This is a genomic window from Lapidilactobacillus dextrinicus DSM 20335, from assembly GCF_001436095.1.
Classification (GTDB): domain Bacteria; phylum Bacillota; class Bacilli; order Lactobacillales; family Lactobacillaceae; genus Lapidilactobacillus; species Lapidilactobacillus dextrinicus.
In genome coordinates this window covers 223,032-235,570 of record NZ_AYYK01000004.1, presented here as the reverse complement: position 1 = coordinate 235,570, position 12,539 = coordinate 223,032, and the positions used below count along the sequence as shown (strand labels likewise).

12 protein-coding genes are annotated in these 12,539 nt (G+C 39.0%); 11 read left to right on the top strand and 1 reads right to left on the bottom strand.

All coding sequences use genetic code 11. The annotated features are described in order from the left end of the window. Positions 1-81 precede the first annotated feature (81 nt). The 8 genes from FC84_RS03265 to FC84_RS03230 all read left to right on the top strand — a co-directional run bounded on the left by FC84_RS03265 (position 82) and on the right by FC84_RS03230 (position 6,692). Positions 82-522: a hypothetical protein gene (locus FC84_RS03265; protein ID WP_057755344.1), complete on the top strand. Its 441-nt coding sequence runs from the start codon at positions 82-84 to the stop codon at positions 520-522. Between the two features lie 175 nt (positions 523-697). Further along, positions 698-1,177, top strand: a complete 480-nt coding sequence (locus FC84_RS03260) for a DUF3013 family protein (RefSeq protein ID WP_057755341.1) — start codon at positions 698-700, stop codon at positions 1,175-1,177. Positions 1,178-1,196: 19 nt separating this feature from the next. Beyond that, complete coding sequence (prmA, locus tag FC84_RS03255) at positions 1,197-2,093, top strand: 50S ribosomal protein L11 methyltransferase (protein WP_057755336.1); 897 nt, start codon at positions 1,197-1,199, stop codon at positions 2,091-2,093. A gap of 16 nt (positions 2,094-2,109) precedes the next feature. Continuing rightward, positions 2,110-2,862, top strand: coding sequence for an RsmE family RNA methyltransferase (locus FC84_RS03250; RefSeq protein ID WP_057755327.1), 753 nt, complete (start codon positions 2,110-2,112; stop codon positions 2,860-2,862). A 33-nt stretch (positions 2,863-2,895) separates the two neighbouring features. Beyond that, a complete protein-coding gene (locus tag FC84_RS03245; RefSeq protein ID WP_151425845.1) occupies positions 2,896-3,240 on the top strand; it encodes a hypothetical protein in 345 nt (114 codons plus the stop codon). 101 nt (positions 3,241-3,341) lie between these two features. Beyond that, entirely contained in the window at positions 3,342-5,567 is a 2,226-nt protein-coding gene (locus tag FC84_RS03240) for a RelA/SpoT family protein (protein WP_057755322.1), read from the top strand. A gap of 49 nt (positions 5,568-5,616) precedes the next feature. Then, the gene (gene dtd / locus FC84_RS03235; protein WP_057755319.1) at positions 5,617-6,060 is read left to right on the top strand and encodes a D-aminoacyl-tRNA deacylase; all 444 of its coding nucleotides are present in this window, start codon (positions 5,617-5,619) and stop codon (positions 6,058-6,060) included. Further along, positions 6,060-6,692 carry an HAD hydrolase-like protein gene (locus FC84_RS03230; protein WP_057755316.1) on the top strand — a complete coding sequence of 211 codons (633 nt, stop codon included), beginning with the start codon at positions 6,060-6,062 and terminating at the stop codon, positions 6,690-6,692. The genes dtd and FC84_RS03230 overlap by 1 nt, the downstream gene beginning before the upstream one ends. 82 nt (positions 6,693-6,774) lie before the next feature. Here FC84_RS03230 and FC84_RS03225 read toward each other — a convergent pair whose 3' ends face one another. Then, the gene (locus FC84_RS03225; protein WP_225733053.1) at positions 6,775-8,103 is read right to left on the bottom strand and encodes an N-acetylmuramoyl-L-alanine amidase family protein; all 1,329 of its coding nucleotides are present in this window, start codon (positions 8,101-8,103) and stop codon (positions 6,775-6,777) included. Positions 8,104-8,630: 527 nt separating this feature from the next. On the opposite strand from FC84_RS03225, the gene hisS reads away from it, so the two are divergent. From hisS to msrA, 3 genes are all read left to right on the top strand, one after another. Further along, positions 8,631-9,917 (top strand): histidine--tRNA ligase, encoded by a 1,287-nt coding sequence (hisS, locus tag FC84_RS03220; RefSeq protein ID WP_057755312.1) that lies wholly within the window; start codon positions 8,631-8,633, stop codon positions 9,915-9,917. Between the two features lie 35 nt (positions 9,918-9,952). Further along, entirely contained in the window at positions 9,953-11,731 is a 1,779-nt protein-coding gene (gene aspS / locus FC84_RS03215) for an aspartate--tRNA ligase (RefSeq protein WP_057755310.1), read from the top strand. A 110-nt stretch (positions 11,732-11,841) separates the two neighbouring features. Next, on the top strand, positions 11,842-12,369 hold the full coding sequence (gene msrA / locus FC84_RS03210) for a peptide-methionine (S)-S-oxide reductase MsrA (RefSeq protein WP_057755307.1): 528 nt from the start codon (positions 11,842-11,844) through the stop codon (positions 12,367-12,369). Positions 12,370-12,539: the final 170 nt, after the last annotated feature.

Here is a 12,539-nt window from a genome sequence, read left to right as displayed (position 1 = left end):
TAAAATAATATTGATTATCATTCGCCTTTTGTTATACTCTTTGTAAAGGCATACATAAAGAAGGAAGAGAAGGTGGACGTAATGACAGCACAAGTCAAAAATTTTAATATTGGTAATTATTATATTCAATTCAATAATTTTTTAGAGAGGTTTTTGATCTTTGACAATGTTTTCCATGAATTCGTGGAAACAAGCGAGCGCATTGAAGCTGGCGATGGTCTCGTTGCTGAAAACCTGCCTGCTCTTAAACGCGATTGGTTAAGAAACTTTGGTGCCTTCAAGAACTTTATCGATCATGAAGTACCACAACTTGCTGATGAACAATATCAAGATTTTCAAAAGAAAATTAACGCAGCCTTAACTAAATACGGTGTTGCTCAATATTACTTGTTATCAGCAATTGATTCGGAGAATGATTGTATTAATCACACCCAGGCTCGCGTTGCTGAACAATACATTCTTAAATGCAAAAAAGAAATTAATCAGCATTTACAACATATTAGTACGGTTTCATTTGGCTAATTTTTTTCAAAATAATTAATAAAATCATATCAGCTTATGCTGTCTATGTTCGTGTACAAGCTAAATATTCTGTGTCATAATATAAAGTATGACGTGCAGAACTCTGACGCCAATAGAACAAGTTGTTCTGTTGGCTTTTTGAGTATCTGAGACATGAAGAATGGAGATAACTCTAATGGATATGATGACTTACTTTGATCAACAAATTGAAGCACTTGACTTTCCTGGTGATATTAATGTGAACTGGGATCAAGAGATTCGTTCTTTTGAATTAGAGATCACGATGACAGGTATTACAAATAAAATGGAAATCGAAGATCAAGAAGGCGACATCAAGGATGATGAAGTTAGTTATGATGATGCTATCTTAATTTATGACGAAACCAAAGTTAACGGTGCCGACTACGCAGAAAACTATGTTGCTACTATTCCTTTTAATGGCCGTCAAGGTTTATCTAAGAGTGTAGCCGATGGTTTGTTCACTTACCTTAAAGACTGGTTGGCAGATGGTATGAGTGATTTTATGGACTTTTTAGACCCAGAAATGACGGTTGATACTTTTATTTTGGAATGGCAACAAGATATCTTCGAACAAGCAGTCCAAGATGCTGGTGATGCTGGTGTTACTGGCTATCTTAGCTACCCTAAATATTAATACGAACGGGAATTGAATCATGAACTGGTTAGAAATTAAAATTATTGCACCAGCTGAACAATTAGAGATTGTTGCTAATCTCTTTGAAGAACTAAATGCTGGTGGCGTACAAATCAGCGACAACACAACACTAGATGCAGACTTAGCTGCCAATCAAGTTGGCGTTAGTGCTTATTTGACGACAGATGTTGATCAAGCACGGTTTATTGAACAGCTCAAGAAGCGCATTACGCAATTGCAACATGATGGCTGGTTGACAACAGATTTAGCTATTTTAACGAATAAAATAGCTGAGAGTGATTTTACAACCAGTTGGCAGGATTATTATGAACCTGTTCGTGTCACGCGTTATCTGACTATTGTGCCCCAATGGCAAGACTATCAACCGCAATCACCGTTAGAACAGATTATTCGCTTAAATCCCGGTAAATCATTTGGTACTGGTATGCATCCTACAACCCGACTGGCTTTATCTTGTTTAGAATTAACCTTACAAGGTGGCGAAACTGTTTTTGATGTTGGTACAGGATCAGCAGTCTTAAGTATTATGGCAGCAAAATTAGGTGCAAAAAAAGTAATTGCCACTGAATTTGATCCTGTAGCGATCCCATTTGCTCAAGAAAATATTGAGTTAAATGATTTAGCTACACGAATTGAATTGATACAAGGTAGTTTACTTGAACCGGTCACATCACAAGCTGATTTAATCGTTGCTAATATGTTGCCTGAAACGTTATTACCTTTAATACCACAGTTGTCTGCTCATTTACAACATGAGGGCACTGTGATTTTAACGGGAATTATTGATAGTCAATTGGCTAAGGTCAAAGCAGCCATTAGTGAGCATCATTTCACGGTTGATTTTCAAATGAGCATGGCTGATTGGTACTGTTTAAGAATTAAGCGATCAGAATGATAGAGTAGGTGAATGAATGCAACTGTTTTTCATTGATGAACAGATTAATCCTGATGAAGTAGTCACATTAGCAGCTAGTGACTTTAAACATGCCGTCCAAGTTTTGCGGATGAAGGTTGATACTAAGATTCAAATAGCTGATGGGACGGCAACAGCTTATCCAGCTAAAATTATTAATATTGAACCTGTTACCTCAACCATTGAAGCTGTAATCACTGGTGACCCCTTAGCTGATACTGAGCTACCTTTGGCAGCAGAAATTATTTGTGGGCTGCCTAAACGAGAAAAAGCCGACTGGATTGTTCAAAAGGCGACGGAATTAGGTGTAACGCGGATTATTTTCTTTGCAGCTGATCGCTCGATTATGCAATGGCGCGCTAATCAAGTGGATAAGAAGCTAACAAGGTTACAACAAATCGCCCATGATGCAGCGGCCCAATCACACCGCCGTCGCGTCCCAGAAGTGGATTATTGGCCAAAATTAAAGGCAGCTTTACCAACCACTGGTCTTAATTTAGTTGCTTATGAAGAAGTAGTTAAAGAACATGAAGACTTTGGTTTGGTTAAAGCCTTCAAGCAATTACAAACTAATCCAGAAACAGTTCGAATGATTTTTGGCCCAGAGGGTGGATTAACTGTAAGTGAAGTTGCGCAACTTCAAGAGGTTGGGGTGCAGCCGGTTGGATTAGGACCGCGTATTTTAAGAACTGAGACAGCGCCACTTTATTTCTTAAGCAGTCTTAGCTATACAATGGAGTTATTGAAATAAAAAGAAATAATTGAAATGGATGAGTGGATGAAATTGACGAAAAAGTTTTTCTCTAAACCGGTATTATTAACGATTCTGATGGTTTTAGTGGCATCTTTTGGCTTGCCGCTACTTTCTAATTTCATTGGTATTAGCAAAGTACATCGCATTATCTATTTATTCCTATTAGTTAATTCACTGCTTAGCATTTCAATTAGTTGGTTAGTTCGGCGCTTTAATCTGAATATTTTGTGGCTTTTTTTCTTTCCAATCGTGTTTGCTATTAGTATTTGGTGGCGTTTTGCTAAGTACAACTATTGGTTGGCTGGTATTTATTTAATCTTAAGCTTAATTGTTTACTTATTAGTACCTGCTACTAAACCAATTCAAGAAGATTAGCGTAAAGACACAAGACTTGAATCCGAACGGGCGGATCGCTAAACTGATGATTAAGTAGCCTTGCCTTAAATTACGCGTTATTTTTACTAGGAGTGTTGAACATGTCCCAACAAAAAGAACTATCTCAATCAGATGTACTGGCGCTATGTCAGCAATATATGAATAAGGATCATTTGGCATTCGTCCAAAAAGCATATGATTTTGCGGCCTATGTTCATCATGATCAAAAGCGACAATCTGGCGAACCTTATATTGTTCATCCAGTTCAAGTTGCTGGTATTTTGGCTGGATTAAAAATGGATCCCGAGACAGTTGCGTCGGGTTATTTACATGATGTCGTTGAAGACACCAACATTACTCTAGGCGATGTGCAGGAGCTTTTTGGACACGATGTGGCGGTTATTGTTGATGGTGTGACTAAACTTGGCAAAATTAAGTATAAATCTCATCAGGAACAGCTAGCTGAAAATCATCGCAAAATGTTATTAGCAATGGCTAAAGATCTGCGCGTAATTATGGTTAAATTAGCCGACCGTTTGCATAACATGCGGACTTTACAACATTTGCGTCCGGATAAACAACGGCGGATTGCTGATGAGACATTAGAGATCTATGCGCCACTAGCCGATCGCTTGGGTATTAGTCGGATCAAGTGGGAATTAGAAGATATTTCACTGCATTACCTTAATCCACAACAATATTACCGGATTGTTCACTTAATGAATTCGAAACGTGGTGAACGCGAAGGGTACATTGCTGAAGCTATTAGCGAAATCAAGACCGCAATTGCGGATTTAAATGTTCATTACGAAATTTATGGTCGGCCTAAGCATATTTATTCGATTTATAAAAAAATGCGTGATCAACATAAGCAATTCAGTGAACTTTATGATCTTTTAGCAATTCGGGTTGTCGTGGATTCCATTAAAGACTGCTATGCGGTTCTTGGTGCTATTCATACGAAGTGGAAACCATTACCAGGCCGTTTCAAAGATTATATTGCCATGCCTAAGGCAAATGGTTATCAATCTTTGCATACAACTGTTATTGGTCCCAAGGGTAAACCACTAGAAGTTCAGATTCGGACTGAAGAAATGCACGAAGTAGCCGAATATGGTGTGGCCGCACATTGGGCTTATAAAGAAGGCATTAAAGAACAAGTTAAGCTAGATCACTCGGATCAGAAACTGGATATTTTCCGGGAGATCTTGGAAATCCAAGACGAATCAACCGATGCTAAAGAATTCATGGATAGTGTTAAGGGCGATATCTTTAGTGATCGCGTTTATGCTTTTACGCCTAAGGGCGATGTCTACGAATTACCAAAGGGATCCGTACCGATTGACTTTGCTTATTTAGTGCATACTGAAGTTGGTAATCATACCACTGGCGCTAAAGTTAATGGCAAAATTGTGCCTTTGACTTATCAACTGAAAAATGGTGATATTGTTGAAATGTTAACTTCAACATCGGCTTCACCAAGTAAAGATTGGGCCAGTATCGCTTTTACTAGTCGTGCGCGCAATAAAGTTCGCCGCTACTTTAAGCAAAAAGAAAAGACCGTTAATATTGATCTTGGTCGCACAGCTTTAGAGAAACAATTGCAAGATCTTGGGTACAGTCCCAAGGAATTTATGGATAAGGACCACTTACAAACTGTCTTAGAGAAGGTCAATTTCAATACTGAAGACGAATTGCTAAGTGCAATTGGCTATGGTGAAATTTCTGCACTGGTGATTTCTAATAAGCTAACAGAAAAAGAGCGTAAAGAAAAAGCTGAAAATGAGCAACGTCAGTATGAAGACCAAATTTTAACGCAGACCGAAACACTGACACCTAAACAATCTAAAACACCAGAAAAAATGAAGATTCAGCACGAAGCCGGCGTCGTGATTCAAGGTGTCAATAACCTCTTGATCCGTTTAGCCAAGTGTTGTAATCCGGTACCTGGCGATGAAATTGTTGGCTACGTGACGAAAGGCCGTGGTGTTACTATCCATCGAGCTGATTGTCCTAATATTCAGCATGAACAAGAAGCAGGGCGACTAATTGAAGTTGAGTGGGATGAAGACGACGATGCTTCCCAATCATACTTTGCTAACTTAGAAATCTTTGGCTATAATCGCAACGGTCTTTTAAATGAAGTTTTGCAATTGTTGAATGGCAAGAGTAAAAACTTGAACAATGTTAATGGTCGAGTTGACCATAATAAGATGGCACACATTTATGTTAGTGTTGGTGTCCGGAATCAAACGCACTTAGAATCAATTATTGATGGTTTAAAAAACATACCAGATGTTTATGAAGTTAAACGCGCACAAGGTTAACGACTAGCATCTTGATGATCAATAAACGATTTATTTCAGGAGGTTTATTTTGCGCGTAACTTTACAACGAGTTAAATCAGCAAGTGTCACAGTTGATCAGCAACAATTAGGCGAAATTCAAGCTGGTTTACTGTTATTCGTCGGGATTAGTCCGACCGATACGGAGCAGCAATTAGTCAAAATGGCGCATAAAATCGTTAATTTGCGTATCTTTGAAGATGAAGACGAAAAGATGAATCAGAATGTTCAGCAAGTTAAAGGCGGCATTCTCTCAATTTCTCAATTCACACTTTATGCAGATACCCATAAGGGCAATCGACCAAGTTTCCAAAATGCTGCCAAACCTGAAATTGCTAAACCACTTTATTTGGCCTTTAATCATTATTTAGAGGCTGAATTAGGTCAAGCAGTCCAAGTAGGCGAGTTTGGGGCTAACATGCAAATAACAGCGGTCAATGACGGCCCTGTGACGATTAATTTGGAGGTCGAATAATGCTCAAAGATTTTATTTGGGATTTTGATGGTACTTTATATGATACTTACCCTGTGATGACGCAAGCATTATTAACCGCTTTGCATCAATTTGATATTCGTGATATTGATGAAGCGTCTTTATACCGCGACTTAAAGATTCATTCCGTTCGTTCTGCTGTTCAAAATTTTGCTGATCAGTACCAACTTTCAGCTAATGAATTAACAGCTACTTATCATCAAATTGAGCATCAGAATCAACAAGCGCCCCAGCCTTATCCCGGAGCTAAAGCGGTGTTAGAAGCAGTTATTGCTCATGGCGGTCGTAACTTCTTAGATACACATCGTGATCGGACGGTTTATGATTATTTAGCCCAAAACGGTTTGGCTGATTATTTCAGTGGTGGTGTTGATGCTAGTCAAGATTTCCCCAGAAAGCCTGACCCTAGTGCTATTAATGCGATCGTGCAGCAATATCAACTAACACCTTCAACCACAGCGATGGTAGGTGATCGGCGTTTAGATATTGATGCCGGTGTTAATGCTAACGTCCAAACAATTTACTTTAATGTCGACGGTTATCATGATGCGCCTAATGCAACTTATCAAGTCGAACAATTAACAGATATTCTACCGTTAATTAATCTAGCTTAGCGCTGCTAACTTTGAACAAACTAAAACCCCCTGATGAAAATCCTTTAAGTCAAGATTTTCATCAGGGGTTTTATTGAAGTTTTTATTTGAAATATGCGGTTAAGCCATTAACAATTGAATTGGCAACTGTTTGTTGATAACTCGATGATTTAATATAACTAAAATCTTTTTTGTTATTAATGTAACCTAATTCCAGCAATACTGACGGACGAGTGTTATCACGCAGGACTTCATAGTTAGCGTACTCGGCACCGCGATTAGTTAAAGGTAGGACAGCAAGCTGTTTGTTTAATGAAGTAGCTAGTTTGCCATCACGACCTTTATTGTAATAGTAGGTTGTGATACCACTTGCAGAATCGGCACTTTGACTAGAATCAAAATGAATACTAATAAAGGCATCTGCCGAAAGTTTGTTGGAAACATGCGCGCGTTCAGCAAGTCCCACAAAGTCATCACCGCTACGTGTTAACACAACGTTGGCACCGGCAGAACGTAATTGGGCTGCAACAGCGTTAACCATTTGTAAGGTGTAATTCTTTTCGTACTTATTACTTTGCGAAAGTGCGCCAGAATCGTAACCACCATGACCAGCATCAAGTACAATCGTTGATTCAGCTAGGTTTGATGCTACCTTAGGCATGGCGCTACTATCGGTACTCTTGTTTTTCAAAGTAACAACCCAACTGGCTAGATAACCAGTCTTGCCAGAGTTTGTCTTAACTTCATACCATTGATTGACTGTCTTAATATAAGTTAGCGTTGATTTCTCTGACAAATTGGCAACAATCGCCGCACTAGCGTTAGGTTGTGCGCGGAGGTGAGTGTTGTTTGAGTTGATCACCACGACTTGAGTTGCATCAGAAGTGTTTGAAGTAATGACCGTGTTTTCAGTTTGAGCATTGCTTTCAACTTGACTAGAAAGGCGCACTGCACTTTGTTGAATCCAAGCAACGGAGGTACCATATTTAATTTCGTACCAACCATTCTCACTATAAAGAATCGTGACGTTCGTTCCGGCTGTTAACGTTGTTAACTGATGAGATGATTCATTATTGCTTTGGTAAATTGGGGTGCCGCCGCTAATGACACTGGCGACTTGATTAGTGGTCGCACTAACTTCGGTGTTTTTAACTAACCAACTAGCAACCCAACCGACTTGGTTATTACTAATTCTAACCTGATACCATTCATTACGTTCACTGATAATAGTCAAGCGTTGTCCTTTTTTAACTTGACCAGCAACATCATAGGCCAGCCCAGGTCCTTTACGAATGTTTAAAACATTAGCTTGTACTTCGACCTGTTGACTTGTTGCTAACACAATTGTTGTTCCAACTGACAGAATAATGGCAATAGAAATTGTGAGCACAACACGCCAATGCCAAATCTTTTTTAAGATTGCTTTTATCAAATTAATTAACCCCTTGTAATCGAACAAAGATTGTTTCGTGTGTGTATACGATTTAATTATAGACTATTCTTGCATGATTCGCCCAATTTAATCGAATCTTAAAAAAATACTTAAAAATTCAAATGGTACACAAGTGACTAATCCCCAATAAATATTGAGAATGACTTGACTTTCTGAAAATACGCGGTTACAGTAGGAGATAATATTAAACCGATGACAAATGAGAAGTAATTCAGAAAACAGAGACTACCAGTTGCTGAGAAGGTAGATTGAATGAAACGACCATTTAGAGGTTGAGCATCGCTCCGTCTAAAAGACGTTATCTAATGAGTTAATTTAAGGTGGTACCGTGCCGTGAGCACCCTTAATCGTAATAGGCGATTAAGGGTGCTTTTTTTGTCGGTTGACTTAAATTAGCGATGCTAACTTAATTATTGATTAGGTATTCATCAAGTTATAAGCTAGATGAAGCTAATTAATCAGTTCGTTGATTTAATTGTTGATTATTGATCACAGGAGGAATTCCAATGCATTATCAAAAGCCAAAGGGCACAGCTGATATTTTACCTGCTGAAGCTAAAAAATGGCAGTATGTTGAAAATATCGCTCAAGAAGTCTTTGAAACTTATAACTATCACGAAATTCGTACACCAATTTTTGAATCATATGATGTTTTTGAACGTTCATCAGGAGAATCTTCTGATGTGGTGTCTAAAGAAATGTATGACTTCCATGATAAAGGTGATCGCCACATTGCCTTGCGTCCTGAAGGCACTGCTGGTGTTGTTCGCGCTTATGTTGAAAATAAATTATTCGGACCTGAACAAGTCAAGCCTTACAAAGTTTACTATCACGGCCCAATGTTCCGCTATGAGCGTCCACAATCTGGCCGTCAACGTCAATTCCACCAAATTGGGGTGGAAGCTTTTGGTTCAACGTCACCAGATTTAGATGTTGAAACAATCGCCATGGCGATGCAATTATTGGCCCGCTTAAACTTAACTGATATGCATTTGGTAATTAACAGTCTAGGCGATGCGCAAACACAAGAAGCTTATCATCAAGCGTTGGTTGACTATTTAACACCATTAAAGGATGAATTAAGCGCTGATTCAAAACGACGTTTAACAACTAATCCTTTACGAATTCTAGATAGCAAAGATGCACATGACCAAGAATTAGTGGCTCAAGCACCAACAATCCTTGATTTTCTAAGTGAAGATTCAGCTAAGCACTTTGAAGCTGTTAAAGCTGGCTTAACAAGTTTAGGGATTGACTACGAAGTTGACAATACAATGGTCCGCGGTCTTGATTATTACACCAACACAATTTTTGAAATCATGGTTACTTCACCAGCTTTTAATAATACTGAAATGACTGCTATCGGCGGCGGCCGCTATGATGGCTTAGTCAAAGAATTCGGTGGTCCCGATGAACCTGGTATCGGCTTTGGGATTGGCGTTGAACGCTTGTTGTTACTATTAGATAGTCAAGCAGCAGCTTTACAAGCCAAGCCACTAGACTTCTATATTGTTAAGACTAGTGAAGCAGTAGAAGGTGCTGCCTTTAAGTTGTTACAAGCCATTCGCCAAAACGGTCTAAGTGCTGATCAAGATTATTTGGCTCGTAAAGTGAAAGGTCAGTTCAAAAATGCTGATCGCTTACATGCTCAATATGTTATTACAGTTGGTGAAACCGAAGTTGAAACTGGTCGAGTTCCAGTTAAAGATTTAGCAACTGGTGAACAAGTTGAAATCGCCATTGCAGATTTTACAACTAATTTTGCAGGTGTCTTAGCAAAACTAGCAAAATAATTTAAAAATTTTGCTCAATATTTGGAGGAGTTATTATGGTAAAACGTACAACATATGCTGGTTTAGTTGACGAACAATATCTAGGCCAAGAAATTGATTTAGCAGGTTGGGTTCAAAAGCGGCGTAGTTTAGGTAACTTGGTCTTTGTTGACCTCCGCGATCGCGAGGGAATTGTCCAATTAGTTTTTAGTCAAGAAATTAATGCTGATGCTTTAGCAATTGCTGAGACCTTACGTTCAGAATATGTTATTAGTGTGCATGGTCAAGTGGCTGCGCGTAGTGAACAAGCTATTAATGACAACATGAAAACCGGTAAAATTGAAGTTGAAGTGACTGATGTAGAAATTTTAAACAAGGCAAAAACAACACCATTTGAAATTTCTGATAACATCACGGCTTCTGAAGATACTAAGTTAAAATATCGTTATTTAGACTTGCGCCGGCCAGAAATGATGGCTGGTATTAAGACGCGTGCACAAATTGTTAAGTCTGTTCATCATTTCTTAGATGACAATGGCTTCATCGAAATTGAAACACCAGATTTAACTAAATCAACACCAGAAGGTGCTCGTGATTATTTAGTACCTTCTCGTGTTTATCCGGGTAGTTTTTACGCCTTGCCACAGTCACCACAACTTTTCAAAGAATTGTTAATGTCATCTGGTTTTGATCGCTACTATCAAATTGCTCGTTGCTTCCGTGATGAAGATTTACGTGGCGATCGTCAACCTGAATTTACACAAATCGACTTAGAAACCAGTTTCTTATCTGCCGAAGAAATTCAAGCCTTAACTGAAGGCATGATTGCTCAAGTTATGCATGATGAAAAAGGTATCGACGTTAAGTTACCATTCCCACGAATTACTTGGAATGAAGCAGAAGCTCGTTTTGGTTCCGACAAGCCAGATTTACGGTTTGGTATGGAATTACAAGATTTAAGTGACTTCTTTAAAGACAGTGCTTTTAAAGTATTTAGTGGTGCGGTCGCTGATGGTGGTCAAGTTAAGGCAATTGTGGCGCCACAAGCTGCTACTAAGTATTCACGCAAACAAATTGATCAAATCCAAGATTACATCAAACGCTTCGGCGCTAAAGGCTTGGCTTGGTTAAAGGTTGAAAACGATGAAGTTTCTGGTCCAATTGCTAAATTCGTTAAAGAACAACAAACTGAATTAATTAATAAATTAGACGCTAAGAACGGTGACTTGCTCTTATTCGTTGCTTCAAGTAAAAAAGTTGTTGCTGATAGCTTAGGTTATTTGCGTAACTTCTTCGCCAAAGAGTTGGGTTTAATCCCTGAAAATGAATTTGCCTTTACTTGGGTAGTTGATTGGCCATTATTCGAATACGATGAAGGGGATCAACGCTGGATTGCTGCACACCATCCATTTACTATGCCTAATGAAGAAGATGTTCACTTATTAGACACTGATCCTCATGCTGCCCATGCCCAAAGTTATGATATTGTCTTGAATGGTTTTGAATTAGGCGGCGGTTCAATTCGTATCCATAATCGTGAAATCCAAGAAAAGATGTTGAAAGCCTTAGAAATTTCGCCAGAAACTGCTCAAGAACAATTCGGCTTCTTATTAGATGCTATGGATTACGGCTTCCCACCATTAGGCGGCTTAGCTCTTGGTTTGGATCGTTTCGCCATGTTATTAGCTGGTCGTGATAACATTCGTGATGTGATTGCTTTTCCCAAGAACTCTAAAGCAACAGAACCAATGACAGCAGCACCTTCACGTGTTGCTCAAGCACAACTTGACGAATTGAGGTTAGAAGTTGAACCTGAAAAACCAGAACAAGCTTAATCAGTTTACTTTTTAAACAAGATGCTTGATAATTAAGACATCACTTAAGACACCTGAATTTTTCAAGGTGTCTTTTTTATACAATTTATTAGGCAAAGGACGTGGTTTTGATGAAGCAAGAAACAGCGATATTTGCAGGTGGATGTTTTTGGTGTATGGTTAAGCCTTTTGATCAACAGCCGGGTATTATTAGTGTCATTTCTGGTTATACGGGTGGGCATGTGCCTAATCCGACTTATGAGCAAGTTTGCTCGCATACAACTGGTCACACAGAGGCGGTTGAAATCACCTATGATGCTGATGTGATTAGTTATGGCGAATTAGTGCAAATTTATTGGCAAGTAACAGACCCCACGGATGCCGCTGGTCAATTTCAAGATCGCGGCGATAGCTATCGTCCTGTTATTTTTGTCAATTCTCCAGAACAACGGCAAATTGCAACAGCTTCTAAAGCAGCCTTGAGCCAATCGGGAATGTTTAAAGAACCAATTGTAACTGCCATTGAGGATGCCCAACCATTTTATCCGGCTGAAGACTATCATCAAGACTTCTATCGCAAAAACCCAGCCAGGTTTGAACTGGAAGAACGCGGCGGACGCCAGCAATTTATCGCCAAGCATTGGGGTGAAAAAGCCTAAACTGGTGTCTACAGAAATTTATATTTGATGTATCTCGTCGCATTTGCGTAAAGGTTGCTCATGAAACCTAGTGGAGACTGGTTGAAACCAATCTGAGATAGTTTTTAATCTTGACCTTGTCGTAAATGCTAAGGCAATAACGACAAGGTCACAGCTGATCGCGATTTTCT

Excerpts from the sequence above, each read along its gene's own strand:
- FC84_RS03265 (WP_057755344.1), top strand. The coding sequence starts at position 82 with ATGACAGCACAAGTCAAAAATTTTAATATTGGTAATTATTATATTCAA.
- FC84_RS03260 (WP_057755341.1), top strand. The coding sequence starts at position 698 with ATGGATATGATGACTTACTTTGATCAACAAATTGAAGCACTTGACTTT.
- prmA (WP_057755336.1), top strand. The coding sequence starts at position 1,197 with ATGAACTGGTTAGAAATTAAAATTATTGCACCAGCTGAACAATTAGAG.
- FC84_RS03250 (WP_057755327.1), top strand. The coding sequence starts at position 2,110 with ATGCAACTGTTTTTCATTGATGAACAGATTAATCCTGATGAAGTAGTC.
- FC84_RS03240 (WP_057755322.1), top strand. The coding sequence starts at position 3,342 with ATGTCCCAACAAAAAGAACTATCTCAATCAGATGTACTGGCGCTATGT.
- FC84_RS03230 (WP_057755316.1), top strand. The coding sequence starts at position 6,060 with ATGCTCAAAGATTTTATTTGGGATTTTGATGGTACTTTATATGATACT.
- hisS (WP_057755312.1), top strand. The coding sequence starts at position 8,631 with ATGCATTATCAAAAGCCAAAGGGCACAGCTGATATTTTACCTGCTGAA.
- aspS (WP_057755310.1), top strand. The coding sequence starts at position 9,953 with ATGGTAAAACGTACAACATATGCTGGTTTAGTTGACGAACAATATCTA.
- msrA (WP_057755307.1), top strand. The coding sequence starts at position 11,842 with ATGAAGCAAGAAACAGCGATATTTGCAGGTGGATGTTTTTGGTGTATG.